At 44.7% G+C, this 17531-nt stretch carries 17 protein-coding genes; 4 read left to right on the top strand and 13 right to left on the bottom strand.

All coding sequences use genetic code 11. The annotated features are described in order from the left end of the window. Positions 1 to 14 precede the first annotated feature (14 nt). Genes Xkoz_RS07945 through flgB form a run of 3 tightly spaced genes read right to left on the bottom strand, consistent with a single transcriptional unit; the run spans position 15 to position 1592 of the window. Complete coding sequence (locus Xkoz_RS07945) at positions 15 to 752, bottom strand: flagellar hook assembly protein FlgD (RefSeq protein ID WP_099141650.1); 738 nt, start codon at positions 750 to 752, stop codon at positions 15 to 17. Positions 753 to 765: 13 nt separating this feature from the next. After that, positions 766 to 1170 (bottom strand): flagellar basal body rod protein FlgC, encoded by a 405-nt coding sequence (flgC, locus tag Xkoz_RS07940; RefSeq protein ID WP_099141649.1) that lies wholly within the window; start codon positions 1168 to 1170, stop codon positions 766 to 768. Between the two features lie 5 nt (positions 1171 to 1175). Next, the gene (gene flgB / locus Xkoz_RS07935; protein WP_099141648.1) at positions 1176 to 1592 is read right to left on the bottom strand and encodes a flagellar basal body rod protein FlgB; all 417 of its coding nucleotides are present in this window, start codon (positions 1590 to 1592) and stop codon (positions 1176 to 1178) included. 298 nt (positions 1593 to 1890) lie between these two features. Between flgB and flgA the strand changes: the two genes are divergently transcribed. The 3 genes from flgA (at position 1891) to Xkoz_RS07920 (ending at position 3456) form a co-directional block, all read left to right on the top strand. After that, the gene (flgA, locus tag Xkoz_RS07930) at positions 1891 to 2568 is read left to right on the top strand and encodes a flagellar basal body P-ring formation chaperone FlgA (RefSeq protein WP_099141647.1); all 678 of its coding nucleotides are present in this window, start codon (positions 1891 to 1893) and stop codon (positions 2566 to 2568) included. Positions 2569 to 2690: 122 nt separating this feature from the next. After that, the gene (gene flgM, locus Xkoz_RS07925) at positions 2691 to 2990 is read left to right on the top strand and encodes a flagellar biosynthesis anti-sigma factor FlgM (RefSeq protein WP_047770686.1); all 300 of its coding nucleotides are present in this window, start codon (positions 2691 to 2693) and stop codon (positions 2988 to 2990) included. Between the two features lie 25 nt (positions 2991 to 3015). Continuing rightward, entirely contained in the window at positions 3016 to 3456 is a 441-nt protein-coding gene (locus Xkoz_RS07920) for a flagella synthesis protein FlgN (protein ID WP_099141646.1), read from the top strand. A 315-nt stretch (positions 3457 to 3771) separates the two neighbouring features. Here Xkoz_RS07920 and Xkoz_RS07915 read toward each other — a convergent pair whose 3' ends face one another. The 7 genes from Xkoz_RS07915 to Xkoz_RS07880 form a co-directional block, all read right to left on the bottom strand. Further along, entirely contained in the window at positions 3772 to 4791 is a 1020-nt protein-coding gene (locus Xkoz_RS07915; protein WP_167386571.1) for a fimbrial protein, read from the bottom strand. A gap of 150 nt (positions 4792 to 4941) precedes the next feature. Next, on the bottom strand, positions 4942 to 7455 hold the full coding sequence (locus tag Xkoz_RS07910) for a fimbria/pilus outer membrane usher protein (RefSeq protein WP_099141644.1): 2514 nt from the start codon (positions 7453 to 7455) through the stop codon (positions 4942 to 4944). A gap of 30 nt (positions 7456 to 7485) precedes the next feature. Then, positions 7486 to 8178: a fimbrial biogenesis chaperone gene (locus Xkoz_RS07905; RefSeq protein WP_099141643.1), complete on the bottom strand. Its 693-nt coding sequence runs from the start codon at positions 8176 to 8178 to the stop codon at positions 7486 to 7488. Positions 8179 to 8285: 107 nt separating this feature from the next. Continuing rightward, complete coding sequence (locus tag Xkoz_RS07900) at positions 8286 to 8837, bottom strand: fimbrial protein (protein WP_099141642.1); 552 nt, start codon at positions 8835 to 8837, stop codon at positions 8286 to 8288. Positions 8838 to 9808: 971 nt separating this feature from the next. Next, the gene (gene flhA / locus Xkoz_RS07890) at positions 9809 to 11896 is read right to left on the bottom strand and encodes a flagellar biosynthesis protein FlhA (protein ID WP_099141640.1); all 2088 of its coding nucleotides are present in this window, start codon (positions 11894 to 11896) and stop codon (positions 9809 to 9811) included. Next, positions 11889 to 13040 carry a flagellar biosynthesis protein FlhB gene (gene flhB, locus Xkoz_RS07885; protein WP_099141639.1) on the bottom strand — a complete coding sequence of 384 codons (1152 nt, stop codon included), beginning with the start codon at positions 13038 to 13040 and terminating at the stop codon, positions 11889 to 11891. Before flhB ends, flhA begins: the two co-directional genes overlap by 8 nt. A gap of 195 nt (positions 13041 to 13235) precedes the next feature. Then, positions 13236 to 14612, bottom strand: a complete 1377-nt coding sequence (locus tag Xkoz_RS07880; RefSeq protein ID WP_099141638.1) for an alanine/glycine:cation symporter family protein — start codon at positions 14610 to 14612, stop codon at positions 13236 to 13238. A gap of 315 nt (positions 14613 to 14927) precedes the next feature. Here Xkoz_RS07880 and Xkoz_RS07875 point away from each other — a divergent pair, with 315 nt between their 5' ends. Continuing rightward, positions 14928 to 15491, top strand: a complete 564-nt coding sequence (locus Xkoz_RS07875; protein ID WP_099141637.1) for a recombinase family protein — start codon at positions 14928 to 14930, stop codon at positions 15489 to 15491. A gap of 47 nt (positions 15492 to 15538) precedes the next feature. On the opposite strand, the gene Xkoz_RS07870 is transcribed toward Xkoz_RS07875, so the two are convergent. The 3 genes from Xkoz_RS07870 to cheY all read right to left on the bottom strand — a co-directional run bounded on the left by Xkoz_RS07870 (position 15539) and on the right by cheY (position 17530). Continuing rightward, positions 15539 to 16291: an alpha/beta fold hydrolase gene (locus Xkoz_RS07870; protein ID WP_167386570.1), complete on the bottom strand. Its 753-nt coding sequence runs from the start codon at positions 16289 to 16291 to the stop codon at positions 15539 to 15541. A 183-nt stretch (positions 16292 to 16474) separates the two neighbouring features. Then, positions 16475 to 17131: a protein phosphatase CheZ gene (gene cheZ, locus Xkoz_RS07865; protein WP_099141635.1), complete on the bottom strand. Its 657-nt coding sequence runs from the start codon at positions 17129 to 17131 to the stop codon at positions 16475 to 16477. A gap of 9 nt (positions 17132 to 17140) precedes the next feature. After that, positions 17141 to 17530, bottom strand: a complete 390-nt coding sequence (gene cheY, locus Xkoz_RS07860) for a chemotaxis response regulator CheY (RefSeq protein ID WP_099141634.1) — start codon at positions 17528 to 17530, stop codon at positions 17141 to 17143. Between the last annotated feature and the right edge of the window lies 1 nt (position 17531).

Raw genomic sequence — 17531 nt, 5'->3', positions numbered from 1 at the left:
TGTCCTCCGTTTAATTAAAGAATCTGACGAACTTCGTCCATGTTTACCGTGCCCCCTTTCAGCCCTAAATCCAATTTAGTGCTATTTTCCTGCCGCATAACGCCATAAACCTCGGCATATTTCAGGGAGTCGACCATCAACACTTGATCTTGCTGGCTGGCGGAAACGGTGAACTCATAAGCCCCCGCTTCCACGACATTGCCGCCCGCGTCTTTACCGTCCCATTTAAAACTGTGTACACCCGCATTCAAATATTCGTTGGATAAGTTAGGATCTGTTTTATTGAATTCTATCTCCTTAACTACGGTGCCATTTTTACCTTTGATGGTGACTTTAACGATATCTGCGGGTCGGTTCAGTTCGAAGCCAATGGGTGCTACGCTGATGCCTTCTTTTTCATTCACACCAACCAATAAATCATTGCCTGGGATCATGACACCTCGACCAATCAATGCCACTGTCTGCATGGCCTGATTACTGGCATGATTACTGTCCATTTGTCCGACAATGGAACCCAGTGTCTTATTGAGTTTCTCAATCCCCTCAACAGCACTGATTTGCGCAATCTGTGAAGTCAATTCACTGTTTTGCATTGGGTTGGTCGGATCTTGGTTTTTAAGCTGGGCAACCAATACATTCAAGAAGTTATCTTTAATATCACGACTGCTTTGCGGTTTTTGGCTGTTCAACTTAGACAGTTCACCGACTGTTGAACTATCTAATGATTCATTAATTGAAGCGGTAATTCCCATAACGTAATTCCTGTTATTGGCCCAGCGTCAGTGTTTTCAACATGATGGACTTAGTGGTATTAAGCACTTCAACGTTGGCCTGATAACTGCGGGAAGCCGAGATGGTATTCACCATTTCCCCGACGACATCCACATTTGGCATACGGACATAACCTTTTTCATCGGACAGCGGGTGGCCTGGCTGGTATTCAAGGCGGAAAGGTGAAGGATCATCCACCACTTCGCTAACGCGAACGCCGCCAATTTCTTGCCCCGCGGGGGCGGCAACCCGGAAGACCACTTGCTTGGCTCGATATGGCTCACCATCCGGCCCCACGACACTGTCGGCATTCGCCATATTGCTGGCGCTGACATTCAATCGCTGGGATTGGGCAGAAAGCGCGGAGCTGGCAATATCAAAAATACTCAGTAAAGACATTCCCATTATCCTTGTGACTGTAGAACTGACATCATGCTTTTGATTTGCGCATTCGTCATAGTAAGTTCGGCCTGATATTTCAGGCTGTTATCTGCGAAATTGCTGCGTTCTATATCCATGTCAACGGAATTTCCATCCATGGACGTCTGGTATGGCACACGATACAGCAAATCCATCTCCAGACGTTTTTGCGGCTGAACAGGAATATGTCGATCGGAAGTCAGCGTTAGCCCAATTCCATTTTCCGTCACACGACCCTGTGCCATGACTTTTTTTAGTTGAGCAGCAAAATCGATATCACGCGCCTGATAGCCGGGGGTATCCGCATTAGCAATATTGGCAGACAAAATTTCCTGCCGCTGGTGGCGGAGCGCCAGCGCTTCTTGTCGAAATTGAAAGGCGGCGTCTAATTTATCGAGCATATTCCTCCCTCAGTTTAGTTCTGTCGGGGCAAGCCCCAATAACGCATCAAGAGCCTATCGCCCTGTCTTCATTCATGGGGCGGTACACCCACCGTGCTGTACATGAAATCTCCAGATCATAAGCTCCAGGTAGCTAACAGAATAAACGGAGAAGAAAAAGGTAATTCGAAGAATAGAAACAAATTGAATTGCTATTTATCCCATTAACGAATGATCAATCGAGTTACACTACTCATATCCAACAGGTGCTGAATATTTTTTGAAATCATGGCTCACTAACGGGTTTTAAGGTGGTGACATGCCTGCATTAAAGTTTATCGGGTTCTTTACCTTTTCCCTTAATCTATTTTGGGGTTTTGGCAGCCCTTTAGCTTGGGGAAATCCTTTACCACAATTAATAGACGACTATTTCAGGCAGCTCCATGACACAGCGAACCGTAAAGTCTCAGTAGTCATTAAAACCCCTGAGCAACAATGGCCGACTTGTGGATTGCCTGAAATACAGCCGTTACTTAATAACAAAAATTGGGGTAACCTTTCCGTTCCTGTGACTTGTGACCAGCAACGCCGTTTTATTCAGGTTTACGTCAATGTTATCGGCCCTTATTTGGTTTCTAAGCAGGCCATTAATCGCAATGCAGTCCTGACAGAAAAAGATTTTCAAGTCAAAACAGGCTCATTAGATAAACTGCCAAATGACATCATCCGTAACAGAAAGGCCATACAAAATGGTATTGCGCTTCGCAACATATCTGCCGGACAATTCATCACACGCAATATGATCCGGCGTCCGTGGGCAATTAAAGCCGGACAAAATGTGGTCGTCACCGTAGATGGACACCATTTTCAGGTACGTTATGAAGGAAAAGCGATTAACAACGCCGCAAGTTTTGATAATATTCGTGTCCGCCTGAACTCCGGACAGGTTATTACTGGTGAAGCTCAAGAAAATGGTAGTGTAAAAATGATGTTATAAATGGCTAAAGTTTTATTTCCTCAAGCCGATATAACCAACAGACCATGATTTACAGGCATGCCAGCGGTATATCGCCTGCTACCTAAGACAAATAAATAATGCCTGATTAAAGGATTACGATTATGAGTATTGAACGCACTCAACCTCTACTGGCTATTGCAGCTTTGCAACAACGTAATGCCAATGAAGGTGCTCAGAGCACTCGCAGAATTGTGGCTGTCGCAGAAAAAAGCGCTGATACACAAGTTAAGTTGAGCGAAGCGCAGAAAAAGCTCGTTCAGCCAAGCAGTCAGGATATCAATATCCAGAAAGTACAACAATTAAAAGAAGCCATTGCAAAGGGAACCCTAACGATGGATAGCGGCAAAATTGCTGATGCCCTATTCAGGGAGGCCCTTGAAAACATGGAATATGATAAATAAACAGTAAAATCATAAAGAGCCATAAATGGAAGAACTTCAACTCTTGCTTGAACAGCAAAGCGCGCATTTAAATTCGCTTTCGCAAACTATGGCAGAAGAACAACGCATATTGAACGAAGGCTTTATTGAAGTGAATCATTTACATCGCGTGACGGAACAAAAAACATTTTTGCTTTCAGCACTCGATCACGCTGAACGAAAACGCCAGCAATTAAATGAAACGCTGAAAATAAATGCGCCTTATACTGACCATAAAAGACTGGCAGTATTATGGAGCCAAATTAGTCAATCTGTTGAACGTATTCGTGATTTAAATTCGCATAACGGATTTTTACTGAAACAACATATTGAATTGAACAGTCAAGCAATCGCTTTTCTGAAAACTCACCATAGCCCTTCTCTTTATGGGGCAGACGGCCAGGCTCGTCGTCATTCAACGCTATCAGGCCACAAGATCAGCGTTTGATTTATCCGATTACTGCCCAGCAGTAAGCTCTACAGACCTCTTGGTTTATTGGCAATGATAAGGGGTCTGTTTCTGTATATTTATATTTTACTTTCTTATAGAAAAGAAAATGATTCTCATTATTATATTTAAGTAGTGATATACCAAATTGGAATAATCCACCAGCAAGAATAAGCTCAAAAACACGACCTCCCCAGGGAGTGGTTTTAGAATAACAATAAAAATAACGAATATTTATTGAAAGTAACCCCCATTTAATTAATAAATAAAAAAACATCAAATAATTTGAAAGATGATAAATGGTGCAAGCTTATATTACTCATAACTCATCGTGAATGTTGCTGTCGCATTCACTGTCCCTTCTTTAACGCGACCATAGCGATAATAACGCGCTTTCAATGGAATAGTGGCAGGCCCTTCTGTTCGCGTTTCGATATATCCAATTTTTTTACCCAGGGGAATAGGTATTGACTTCTTACCATCCAAAATTTGAATACCAAGACCACTGGCTGAATAGGCATTAGGATTAAGTTTGATAACCCCGTTTTGCGGATCATAAGCTCCCTGCGAACCCGCCTGCAAAAGCATATTAACTTTGATACGTGCGTCACAATTTAACGGAATAGCAAATGCCCTTTCTGCGGCCGTAGAACCCAATTGGGGTAACTGCGTACTCGTTATGGGTTCCAATGCAACCGGAATGGGGTTGTTATCAAAAGCACAGGATCGCGACTCAACGATGATATTGCCCGTGCTGAATTGCCCTGCTTCGATAAACTTACCGGAACCACTTTCCCCCCTATTTCGTAACGTTACCGTCGCATTTGCCACCGGCTGGGAAGGATATTGGCCAGGTCTCACTTGACCGATACGGTAAAATACCAATGCAATGCCAACACTGATCCTTCCTCCCTGATCTCGTAAGGCAACCGTTTTAAGTACCGTACTGTTATTATTTCCCCGGACATATTTTCTATCATAAGGATCACCCGTCAGACCTCGAATCGCATACCCAATGCCACTATTTCCCAACAGAAAAATTTTTCTGCCATTAATGATTTTTGACGATGCGCCATATGCCTTGATACCAAGAACAGCTTCAATGTTGTCCAGAGACTTTCCTTGACAAGTAATCATCGGGCTGGCATCCATCCTCAATCTGTTATCCGATTTTTCCAGTTCTTGGCCTACCGGTGTATCGGCGGGAATGGATATCTTATAGGGATTCAATGTCTGAGCAGGGGCAGTGCAAGTCACATCGGTATAAGCGTACCCTGTGCAGGAAGACAAAAATATTGGTACAAATAGCAACCATGAAGAAATTGATACATTCACAAGTAATCCCTTTATCATTTATCGTTATGTCGAGCTTCTATACCCGTCGTCTTTCAAGATGCGTCTTATATCTCCCCGTACAGCGGGGAGATATAAACACGCTCATTGGTTTGCAAACTGCAACTTGAAGTTGGGTTGGTATATGCTGATTTACCTTGATGGATGACAATCCGCCTTTATTGAAACCACCATAGCTTTACTTTTCGGCAACAGAAAATGTGCCTTGCATTGTTCAAACTGACCACCTCCCCATTGGACTGACAATTGGCCTTGTTCTGGAACCCCGCCGAAATAGACTTCTCCCCCGTTACCAACAATGCCTTGGTTTACGGCCAAAGGATGGGCGTTATTTTCCTCATTCAAAGTCGCTATTGCGCCAAAAGGAATCGGTTTGCCCTGATAAGCTAGGTTGAACAACACCCTGTGACCGATCCGGGTTTGGAAATCCGCTAAAACCATGGCGCCCTGTGTTGGGATCACCGTCTGGATATTCGATCCAATCTCCACCCCTTCCCCAAAAGAGTCCGGTGACAAAGCGATACGGTTACGGTGATAAGGGCTGACATAAGGTAGTACAGCGTAACCTTGTCCATCCGTTTCCACACCGTTATAGCCTGTAACCTTAACGCCAGCAGCCCCCGATGTTTTGACCAAAACCAGCGTCTCACCCAGCGGTTGCGATAAAGTCAGCCCATGACGATGGGCAACTACACCTCCCCTAAGGCCATAGCTCATTTGCCGGGAGTTATCACTATAGTGATACCCGCCAGACAACACACCATAGCAACCTTTATAGCTAAGGTTTATATTACCGCTACTGTCCTGACCGTGATTACTATGACTTTGTTGCAGGGAGTAGTTCAGCCTACCTAACGCCGTACCATTTAATCCAACCGACTGGTTGATGTCTCCCCGACGGTTTTGATTGATACCGTAAGTTACCCAGCTCCCTGACAGCCAACGGGCGAGCGGGATCTGTACATTAAACGCCAGTTGATTATCCCTCCTTGAGCGGCCTTGATCCCTGTTCTGGGCGTAATTCAGGGTGTAATGAATATTGGAATAACTGACACCGTACCCAATATTCAAACTGCGTGTTGTACTTCTATCTTCCCGATTATTCTGCAAATAACCGGAAAAATAGAGGCTGCCGTAATCTGACAAGCTCTGGCTCAATGTGAATTGAAATTTATGTTTATTTTGATTTGATGGTTCATCATCATACATCGCCCTGTTATTGACATCCTGAAATTCATAAAAATGCGCTGAAGGGTAATAATGACTGGTCAGGGACACGCTCGTACCCGTCTGTTCGAAGTCTTTGGCGTACTGTGCCCGATAGACCCAGCCCCGTTGTTGGCGCTGATTGATAGCATTAACTTGTGACTGGGTGATATCTAATGCCAACGATCCCCAGTCACCAAGGCTGTATCCTATACCCACGGTATACGCCTGATATCTTGAGGACAGCAACATACCGCCATACATTGTTGTTGCATATGGCAGACCGTAATAAACCTCACTCTGCATAAAGAATGGCTGATAGTCATTGGCATGCGAATTACGGTATTTTCCCGCAGTAAAACTGTATTTGAAGCGTCCTTCCCTCAACATAACCGGAATTGATGAAAATGGCTGAACAAAATGGCGTTCACGGCCATCAGCTTCCCGGATCATAACATCCAAATTCCCCCCAGAAGAGGTTGGATAAAGATCATCAATGACAAAAGCGCCAGGTGGAACATTGGCCTGGTAAATGATGTAGCCGTTTTGACGAATAGTGATCTGCGCATTGCTTTCTGCGATCCCCCGTACCACTGGGGCAAACCCCCGTTGACTATCCGGTAGCATGTTATCATCCGACATCAAGGTGACCCCTCGAAAAGCAAACCCACTAAACAGATCGCCTGATGTATTTGTTTCACCCACCACGAACTGGCTTTTTAGGGCATGGATATCACGCTGCAACGAGGTACTCAGGTTTTCCCAACGGGATTTGTCATCACTGTTATCACGATGATGTCTGCCAAAATTTCGATAATAGGTGGAATAATTTCGTAAGCGCCAGCTTCCCCAATTTAATCCACTACGCAGATTCATATAGACATTATTCGTACCTGAATTTTCCCCCCAAGTGTTAACACCACTGAAATCATAACTGGCCCATAACGCGGGTTCACCTGACTGCCAAAGTGACGGATCAATCGCATCATGGGCGACTATTGTCATCGCCGCCTGGGGAACAGTGATCAGCAGAGTTTGTTGGCTCAGTTGTAGTGATGAACTGGCATAAGGAATAACATCAGCGAGATCAGATAATGGCGCTTCTGGCTTCAAACCCTGAAAAGCAGATACATTAACCCCCCAGTCAACTAATTGTTGAACCGACAAAACAGGCTGTAGTTTTTTGCCTGCCCCGATCACAAATTGGATATCCTGTGTGCCTTTGTCCTGATCATTGACACGGATAGCAACCCTGTACGTTCCCGGCGCACTGCCACCTTTTTCGGCAAAATAACTTAAGTCCGGCAGAGGAGCGGATGGATCATCGACTTCCAAGGCATTTAAATCAAAATATTCACTGGCATACCCAACGGTCGGCACCAGCAGCAACATGACAACCAACAATAACCGTCTACAGACAGCAAGAATAATCAAGCTCATGACACCAGGCATCTTTTAACTGGTAAGTGATTACAGGGGTGATAATGTTTGGTGCTGAGGTTCAGTAACGCCACCATAATCATTGATGGCTCTCCAGCTAATGCTATCACCAGAGCCTATGGGTAACGGCCATTGCCGACGGCCAAACGGCGCCACCATGCCAGCCTCTGGTAACGCATTTTCCCCAAGTTTAATGTCATAAAAAGTGATATAAAAAGGCGTGGGATTTTGCACCGTCAACTGCCCTGCCTGACGGGAAAAAATGAGTTGTTGGTAAGCCATCGCCGCGAGTTGTTCGGTCAATCCCGCTGGACGATAAAAAAGTTTTATCCGGTTTTTCAGCGAGATCAACAAACGATTTGATTCCTCTTTTTTCAAGGCAGGAATGGCCTTAACATTAAACCAAAAGAGTGATTCACGATCCTGCGGCAGTGTGTTATCCATTAAAACAATGCGCAGACGATTTTCCTGTTCACCATCCAGACGAAATAAAGGTGGCGTGACTAAAAAGGGGGCTTTGTGGTCAGTAGATCCGACCGTTGGGGTAAACATATCGACCCAAGACTGGATCAGATAGACATCATTTTTGCCATCATTGATGACTGAAATCGCGACTTCACGTTGTGAGGCTTCATAGATCACACGGGTACTACTGAGGGCTATTCCTGCATGGGCGGGAATGGCAAGAAGAAATAATAGCCCAATTAAAAGACATTTTGACATAACGATATATCCCTACATAAATTCAAAACAAGGGATATTCCCACCCAATATGGCAGGAATATCACAGATACCCTAAAAAGAAAAAATGAAAATGTAAGGAATCGGAATTAATCGTATTCTACAGTAAATCCTGCTCCGGCCTGAACCAGACCAGATGTAATTTTATCTTTTGTCGCGACATACTTAGCAATAAAGTGCAATTCTTTAGTCGTATCTCTAGCCCTTAAGGTATCAACTGCCACAACTGAATCCCCTATGCCGATTTGCTCCCCTGAAGACTTATAAATGCCAATGCCTATCCCTTGGGCAGAAGATCCCGGAGCGCTATTCTTTAATATCTTGCGATTGTCATTATCTGAGTAACCCGTAAATCCAACTTTTACTGAGGAATCATTCGATGACTTACAATGGGTTAGTTTTATTATAAAACGTGTATCACCTTTAGTGTCACCTGCTTTGGAAAAATCCCCCACCCCAACGTCAGCCATAGAGACATTGCCACTATCACCCGCTACAGCCGAAGAACAGGTTCCTTTAGTCACTTTACCGGTAAAATTAATATTGCCATAATTACTAATAGCAAATGCAGAAACGATCATAGAACTCCAAATTGCCACGACACCCACTGATTTCACTAATAACTTCATTTCTTTTTCCATTTATATATTATGTGTATAAAATTTATCAAAATGAAAATATCTTCGATTAAAAGATCAGAAGATATATAAAAAAATAAACAACAATTTTAAAGCGCTATATTTTAGCATTTAATAAATACACCACTAATATCGGGTATTATTAACAAATATATCCCTGATGATAAAAAAAGGGAAAGGAGATATATCTACCCCTATTTTAGATCACTATCATCCAAACATCAGTCGCTAATTTTTAATATTTTTCTGCTAATCATGCGATTATATATTTATAAAAATCACTCAATTTTTTGGTAAAACACCATCCCGCTTGTGACAAATAGGTTATCTTTTATACTGCAGAGAGAGAATGTCCATACCTAAAAATACACTCACACTCTCCATTTCCTACATTGTTATTATAAATTTAGCTTATATCAACATATTGTATGAACAAGAATAATAAAACCCCTATTTTCGGAGGAGCAAAGATACACTAACTCATTTTGTCATTAAAATTGTTATTAACTATTTATTAGAATTTATCAATAGTTAAAATCTATCAAAATACGTACTTAGAGCGCCATATCCCCACCGCCTTCCAAGATGCGTCTTATCTCTACTTCACAATAGTTAATTATTTTGTCGAAACGTGAGAGCCTAACTAGAATAAGTAAATTGCGACATGCATTCAGGCAATCAATAGCCAAAATAAATATTATCACCCCAAATTATGTCTATGAGCCGTGAGATGAAAAAAGATTAATTGATTTTTAATCCCCTGATAATGAGGGGAAGTTTTAAAAAATAAATTTTATACTCGATAAACTTCAAGTTGTAATCCGCAAAACGGAGCAAGGCCTTATATTTCCCCGCTGCGCGGGGAAATATAACACGCATCTTGAAGTTGGGTTGGTATATGTACTCAATCGATAAAAAGGTGATCATCGAAACGATCACCTTTTTTCTTGTCAACACACGGTACTTGTCGATAACTATCTTGTACCACCAATCGTTGCCGTCATCCTGATTTGACGGTTATCGGTGATTTCAAGGTTGGACAGTACAACCAATCGAGGCAATACCCGACGCAAGAAACGAGACAACAGAGGACGAAGTGCATGGTTGACCAAGAGTACTGGAGGCGCACCCAACATTTCCTGACGCTCCAATGCCTCTGCCGCCTGACGCTCCAGACTCTCTGCCAGGCCAGGCTCCAACCCGCCGCCATTTTGCAATGCCTGGAGCAGCAATCTTTCCAACCCGGCATCCAAGCCTATGACGTTAATTTCATCCGCACCTGGGAACCATTTCTGGGCAATCGCCCGGCCAAGTGCAATCCGGATCACGGCAGTCAATTCATACGGATCTTTCTGTACCGGAGCATGTTCTGCCAAGGTTTCGATAATGGTTCGCATATCGCGGATCGGCACTTGTTCCGCCAGCAGGTTTTGCAAGACCTTATGCAAGGTTGTCAGGCTCACAACATCAGGAATAAAATCTTCCGTTAATTTTGGCATTTCCTGACTGACGCGTTCAAATAATTGCTGCGCTTCCTGTCTTCCAAACAGTTCACTGGAATGCTGGGATAACAAATGGTTTAAGTGAGTGGCAACAACAGTGCTGGCCGCCACAACGGTATAACCTTGGACTTGCGCCTGCTCCCTTAAGCTGTCATCAATCCAGACCGCAGCCAGACCAAAGGCCGGATCGGTCGTCAAGTCACCTTGCAATTCCCCCACCGCTCCCCCCGGATTAATCGCCAACCAACGTCCCGGATGGGCTTCACCCCGCCCAATTTCTACGCCTTTCATCATGATACGGTAGCTGGCCGGTGCCAATTCAAGGTTGTCACAAATATGCACGACAGGTGGCAGATACCCCACTTCTTGGGCGAATTTTTTGCGAATACTGCTAATACGGCCAAGTAATTCACCGTCTTGGCGAAAATCCACCATGGGTATCAAACGATAACCCACTTCCATTCCCAGTGGATCTTCCAGTTGCACATCTTCCCATGAGGCTTCTGCGGTTTGTTGCTGCTCTTCCACCGCTTTCATCTCTTCATGTTGTGTCACCCGCGGATTTTTGTCTTTGCGCAATAAGAAATAACCCACGCCCGCTAAGGCCGCCGTAAATAACAAGAAGACGAAATTAGGCATTCCCGGCACTAAACCCAACAGGCCGAGGACACCCGCACTTAACATCAATACCTTGGGGTTGTTGAAAAGCTGGGTCACCATTTGTTGACCAACATCTTCATCCGTCGCGACGCGAGTGACAATAACCCCCGCTGCGGTGGAGATGATTAATGCCGGTAACTGGGCAACCAATCCATCACCAATGGTCAGCAGGGTATACGCTTCTGCGGCATCCCCCAAAGACAACCCGTGTTGGGCAACACCCACGATCAGCCCACCAATGATATTAATCACCAATATCATCAATCCGGCAATCGCATCACCGCGCACGAATTTGCTCGCACCGTCCATGGAACCGTAAAAATCCGCTTCCTGTGTCACCTCGGCACGACGATTTTTAGCTTCATCTTCGCCGATTAACCCGGCATTTAAATCAGCATCAATCGCCATCTGTTTGCCAGGCATTCCATCCAGTACAAAGCGCGCACCGACTTCGGCAATACGCCCTGCACCTTTGGTAATCACCATAAAGTTAATCAGGATCAAAATCACGAAGACCACGATGCCAATGGCAAAATTACCGCCAACCAGAAAGTGACCGAAGGCTTCCACAACCTGCCCTGCCGCGGCAGATCCTGTGTGCCCTTCCATCAGGATAATTCGCGTGGAAGCAACGTTGAGTGACAGGCGCAATAAGGTCGAGAACAACAAAATGGTCGGGAATGCGGCAAAATCCAGCGTCCGGCGGGTGAACATGGCCACCAGCAAGACCATAATGGACAGTGCGATGTTGAAGGTAAATAGCAGATCCAACAGAAATGGTGGTAACGGCAATACCATCATCGACAAGATCATGAGGATCAATACAGGCCCCGCAAGCATTTGCCACTGGGAGCCTTTTATATTCCCCGATAAACGAAGTAATGAGGCCAGATTAGCCATGACGATTATTTTCTCCAGCAAAATCCAGTGCTGGCGGCACTGGCAGATTTTCAGGTTTTTTCGGTTTCAGGCCACCTTCCTGTTTCCAACGTTTCAATTGGTAAACCCAGGCAAGCACTTCTGCGACCGCAGCATAGAGCGCCGCAGGAATAAAGCCGCCGATCTCAGCATGACGAAACAGCGCCCGTGCCAAGGGCGGGGCTTCCAGTAATGGAATGCGATTTTCTGCACCCATTTCTTTAATGCGCAAGGCAATGAGTCCGGCTCCTTTTGCCAATACTTTGGGCGCACTCATTTTTTTGCTGTCATATTGCAAGGCAACGGCATAATGGGTCGGGTTTGTGACAATAACGTCCGCCTTCGGCACATCCGCCATCATGCGCTTACGCGCTGCCGCTCGCTGTTGTTGACGAATTCTTGCCTTTACATGCGGATCCCCTTCTTGCTCCTTAAATTCATCCTTGATCTCTTGACGGGTCATTCTCAATTTTTTCAGGTGGCTGCGGATTTGATAAAGCACGTCAAACGCCACCATGGGGATCAGCATAAATAAGACAATATAGCTGGCAAAAATCAGCATCATCATGGCATCGCTCAGTGCTATCAACGGATGTTGACCCGTCAGGTTGAGCATGGCGGGCCAATTAAGCCAGATAAATAAAGCCGCACCACCTCCCACGAGTGAAGCTTTCAAGATGGCTTTGAACAGTTCCGCCAACGCATTCATGGAGAAGATTTTTTTCAAGCCAGAAATGGGATCCAGCTTAGTCAGGTCAAATTTGATGGATTTTGAGCTGAAGATAAGCCCGCCCATTAGCGCTGGCGCACCAAGGGCAACCAAGACTAATCCGGCAAAAACCGGCAACAATGCCCAAACCGCCTGTTTGAGTAACCGGCCGACTTGTTGCACCATCTGTTTGTCATTACTGACCATGTTATGGTCGAAGTTGAACCCTTCAAACACCATCAGGGAAAGTTCATGGGTGATCGATTGTCCGCTCATCCAGAGCAGACTGACTCCTCCCGCTAACATCAGGATTGAGGTGAGCTCCTTGGAACGCGCAATTTGCCCCTCTTTGCGAGCTTTTTCCCGTTTATGGGGCGTGGGTTCTTCGGTTTTTTCGAGATCGCTATCTTCAGCCACAGCTTTCCTTGGTGAGCTTGCGTGATTACCTGCAGGAAATTTGCCTTTAGGAAAGGACAAATAAAATTGTGCTAAGCATGACAAAAGCCCAGAAATTCAATGGCGGGAACACTGCAAAATTTACGAGGGTATTTGAGGCATTATGACAACTATCTTGAAGAGAGATGGCTGGTGACAGCCATCTCTACACGTTTTTCAATCCGTTTTAACGGGCGCCTTAATATCAATATTATCGGCATTCACATCATGGATATGTTCTTTCGTTAGACGGTAGACAACCGGACTAAGAAAGGCAATCGCTATCAGGTTGGGGATCGCCATCATGGCATTGAGGGTATCCGCCAGCAACCAGACAAACGACAACGACTGGGTGGCACCAATCGGCAAGGCGATGATCCAAACAATACGGAAAGGGATTATGGCTTTTGGTCCCAACAAATATTGGATACATTTCTCACCGTAAAAGCTCCATCCCAAAATGGTTGTAAAGGCAAAAATGGCCAAAGCAACAGCAACGACATAGTTGCCACCTGGGATCACTGATGAGAAGGAAGCCGCGGTCAGGGTGGCGCCGGTTTGGCCGGTCAGCCAACCACCCGTGATAATAATGGTTAAGCCGGTAATGGAACAGACAATAATCGTGTCAATAAAGGTCCCCAGCATCGCAATTAATCCCTGCCGGATGGGGTTTTGGGTTTTTGCCACGGCGTGGGCAATAGGTGCACTTCCCATGCCCGCTTCGTTAGAAAATACACCACGGGCAATACCAAAACGGATCGCCGCCCAAACGGCTGCGCCGGCAAATCCCCCCTGTGCCGCAACGGGAGTGAAAGCCGATTTGATGATTAAAACAAATGCATCGGGAATAGCTGTAAAATTGAGTCCCAGGACAATAATACCTGCCCCAAAGTAACCGACAGTCATCACAGGCACTAGCTTACCGGCAACATCAGCAATGCGCTTGATGCCGCCAATCAACACGGCACCAACCAAAACGACCAATATCCCGGCTGTGATGGTTTTTTCAATCCCGAAATTACTTTGCAACACATCAGCGACAGAGTTGGCTTGCACGGTATTGCCGATACCAAAACCGGCAATACTGCCAAAGAAGGCGAAAAGTGTTCCCAGCCAAACCCATTTTTTTCCCAGGCCATTTTTGATGTAATACATCGGGCCACCAACGTAATTCCCGTTTTTATCGGTTTCACGAAAGCGTACCGCCAGCACCGCTTCTGAATATTTCGTCGCCATACCCACCAATGCGGTCATCCACATCCAGAACATAGCGCCAGGCCCGCCCAAAACAATGGCGGTTGCCACTCCTGCGATATTTCCAGTCCCGATTGTCGCTGACAGTGCTGTCATGAGTGCGTTAAAAGGTGAGATTTGGCCGTCACCTCGTTGTTCATTTTTTTGAAAGAGTAATTTGAACCCCATGCCTAATTTACGGATCGGTAAGAAGGACAATCGGATTTGCATGAAGATACCAATACCCAACAACCCAATTAGCATGGGAACTCCCCATACTACCCCGTTTAGTGCACTTAACCATTGTGTAATCAATTCCATATACACCCCCGGCATTTAACATAACAAGTTGGCAACAAAATTATTTCAATTAAATAAAGAGCATTTTGGGAAAATAAGCGAGGATTAATTGAGTCTCTTTGGCAAGAAAAAATCGATACTGTGAGTTGAGTCACTCGTTATGGTTAACCTTTATCAATCTTATTAATAATCATTCTTACGACATCACTTATCCTGATATCCCCTCTCCGAAGCCAGATTTTTATCTCGACATTAAATAAATTAAAGATTTTTTATAGTAAATAAATAGGTATTATTTGCTTAGAAATAGTTTCAAGTGAAACAAAAGGATTATCTGTGGCAAGAATCGGTTACATCAGAGTGTCAACAAATGACCAAAATAGTGATTTACAAAGAAATGCGTTAGTCGGTATTCACTGTGAGCTGATTTTTGAAGATAAAATCAGCGGGAAGACGGCTAATCGACCAGGGCTAAAACGCGCCTTAAAACATCTTAAGCCGGGTGATACGCTGGTGGTCTGGAAACTGGATCGGCTGGGGCGCAGCGTGAAAAACCTGGTCACGCTGATTTCAGAATTGCATGAACGCGAAGTGCATTTTCAAAGCCTCACTGACAGTATTGATACCAGCACGGCAATGGGGCGGTTTTTCTTTCATGTGATGAGTGCACTGGCAGAAATGGAACGTGAACTGATTGTAGAAAGAACGAATGCAGGCTTAGCCGCGGCACGGGAGCAGGGGCGAATTGGCGGGCGACCGGTGATATTTACTGAAGCAGATCGACAACAAGCCGCCAGATTACTGAGTAAAGGGCATAGCCGGAAGCAGTTGTCGATTATTTACAATGTATCGTTATCAACGATTTACAAGTATTTACCAGTAGGGAAAGTGGTTAATTAGTTTATAAAAGATTTTATCAAATTAACCCACTCTGTCGGCTTTTCCATTTACACTGCATGGCCGCTATTGATTTCTTTGTACGTACTATTGTTAATATTTTTATAAACATCACGTACCCGATAAGGCGGGATTAACGTGTCATTGTTTAACCCAATCACCAACGTGTCTTTATCTATTTGAATAAGATGTTTTTTTATATCTATGGATAACCCCAAAGCAATACGTTTGGCTATCCCTTTTTCTGCCGGTTGAGCGCAGATCCGCTGTAGGGTTTCATATCCCAGTGATGAGATAAATTCAGGGCTTAAGGCATGTGACAAAGCGAAAGCCATTGCCGATGCATGATCATTCAATTCCAAATGCAACCAGGTATTGAATATCAATTGATGGCGCGGATCATCATTTGTCGCCCACGGTGCAGTCAGTATTAATTTATCGATAAGATTCGGGTACTTAGCGGCGACCACCGCTGCGACCTCCGCTCCCAAAGAAACCCCCACCAAATCAACAGAAATGTGACTGCTATCTTCGATTACGGCAGCAACTTGCTCCGCCAGATGCTCAATGGTTAATGTTTCTGGTGGCAGTTCAGAATTCCCACATCCGGCATAATCAGGCATGATAACGATCCGGTCACGGCTAAATGCTTTTTTTATCTCGCCAAAACTACTGTTACCACTGCTATTTGTGCCATGCAGAAAAACAATGGGGTTTTTATTACTTTGCGGATCTTCTGAAAATTCCTTACGGTAAGAAATCAATGAACCTTTTAACTTAATGGCCTTATCAATCGATTTCACAATATTGCCCCTGCATTATCTGAATTAATGTGTTTTTATACACTAAGTCACATAGATAACGCTGTGATCTAATCTTCTTTTCGATATCAGGCCGTCAAAACAGGCGCCTGGGTCAGCCATCCTGCTCACCCAAGCGCACTTAAAGTATCAAGACTCTGTTCGTTAAAACAATGACACTCGTTATCAAAAACCTAAACTATCCAACAAATCATCAACCTGTGCCTGGTTGGTAATCACACCCGCACCATTTTGGTTAACCTGAGGACCGTTAAGCAGGCTGTCGTTCTCTTTTTTCGCTTTAGCCATCTGGTCGGAAGGCATATTTTCCATCAATACCATGACCAACTGTTTTTCCAGCTCCTGAATGACTTCCATCATCCGTTTGATCACCTGCCCAGTCAGATCCTGAAAGTCTTGCGCCATCATAATCTCCAACAATTGGGTATTGGTAAATGAGACATGCTCAGGCACGAGATTCAGATAATTTCTCGTATCTGTGACCAGTGAACGGGCATCGGTCAGATCCAAATTTTTAGGATCTGCAAACCACTCATCCCAACGTTGGGTCAAGGCTTTGGCAGACACTTCCAATTCGTTCTGGCGGGGCTGTGCGACTTCTACGCAGTTCAGGACTCTTTCCGCCGCTTGTGCCGTCATTTGGACAACGTAATTCAATCGTTCTCTCGCATCGGGGATAGCTTCAGCCGCCTGAGCGATAGTTTGATCCAATCCCAGTTCACGTAAACTATCGCGTAGCATTCTGGTTAACTGCCCAATACGGCTAATTATCTCACTGGTTGAGATCGCCTCATCTCTCGGCATGACTGGATTTTCACTCATTTTGTCTCCTTAGAGCCCCAATTTTTCAAATATTTTATTGAGTTTCTCTTCCAACGTGGCCGCAGTAAACGGTTTCACGACATAACCACTGGCCCCGGCTTGTGCTGCTGCAATGATGTTCTCTTTTTTCGCCTCTGCCGTGACCATCAGGACAGGTAAGGCAGCCAGTTGTTCTTCACTGCGAATGGCTTTCAACAATTCAAGGCCATCAATATTTGGCATGTTCCAGTCAGAAATAACAAAATCAAATTCAGCAGAGCGAAGTTTAGCCAACGCTTCCGCGCCATCTTGTGCTTCATCTACATTGTTGAATCCCAGCTCTTTGAGTAGATTGCGCACAATTCGGCGCATAGTTGAAAAATCATCGACGACCAAAAATCTTAGATCCTTACTTGCCATA

Origin of the sequence: Xenorhabdus kozodoii, from assembly GCF_002632875.1 — a bacterium.
GTDB classification, from domain to species: domain Bacteria; phylum Pseudomonadota; class Gammaproteobacteria; order Enterobacterales; family Enterobacteriaceae; genus Xenorhabdus; species Xenorhabdus kozodoii.
The sequence above is the reverse complement of the archived record's forward strand: the minus strand, read 5'-3'. Positions and strand labels throughout refer to the sequence as shown.

Excerpts from the sequence above, each read along its gene's own strand:
- Xkoz_RS07945 (WP_099141650.1), bottom strand. The coding sequence starts at position 752 with ATGGGAATTACCGCTTCAATTAATGAATCATTAGATAGTTCAACAGTC.
- flgC (WP_099141649.1), bottom strand. The coding sequence starts at position 1,170 with ATGTCTTTACTGAGTATTTTTGATATTGCCAGCTCCGCGCTTTCTGCC.
- flgB (WP_099141648.1), bottom strand. The coding sequence starts at position 1,592 with ATGCTCGATAAATTAGACGCCGCCTTTCAATTTCGACAAGAAGCGCTG.
- flgA (WP_099141647.1), top strand. The coding sequence starts at position 1,891 with ATGCCTGCATTAAAGTTTATCGGGTTCTTTACCTTTTCCCTTAATCTA.
- flgM (WP_047770686.1), top strand. The coding sequence starts at position 2,691 with ATGAGTATTGAACGCACTCAACCTCTACTGGCTATTGCAGCTTTGCAA.
- Xkoz_RS07920 (WP_099141646.1), top strand. The coding sequence starts at position 3,016 with ATGGAAGAACTTCAACTCTTGCTTGAACAGCAAAGCGCGCATTTAAAT.
- Xkoz_RS07910 (WP_099141644.1), bottom strand. The coding sequence starts at position 7,455 with ATGAGCTTGATTATTCTTGCTGTCTGTAGACGGTTATTGTTGGTTGTC.
- Xkoz_RS07905 (WP_099141643.1), bottom strand. The coding sequence starts at position 8,178 with ATGTCAAAATGTCTTTTAATTGGGCTATTATTTCTTCTTGCCATTCCC.
- Xkoz_RS07900 (WP_099141642.1), bottom strand. The coding sequence starts at position 8,837 with ATGGAAAAAGAAATGAAGTTATTAGTGAAATCAGTGGGTGTCGTGGCA.
- flhA (WP_099141640.1), bottom strand. The coding sequence starts at position 11,896 with ATGGCTAATCTGGCCTCATTACTTCGTTTATCGGGGAATATAAAAGGC.
- Xkoz_RS07880 (WP_099141638.1), bottom strand. The coding sequence starts at position 14,612 with ATGGAATTGATTACACAATGGTTAAGTGCACTAAACGGGGTAGTATGG.
- cheZ (WP_099141635.1), bottom strand. The coding sequence starts at position 17,131 with ATGAGTGAAAATCCAGTCATGCCGAGAGATGAGGCGATCTCAACCAGT.
- cheY (WP_099141634.1), bottom strand. The coding sequence starts at position 17,530 with ATGGCAAGTAAGGATCTAAGATTTTTGGTCGTCGATGATTTTTCAACT.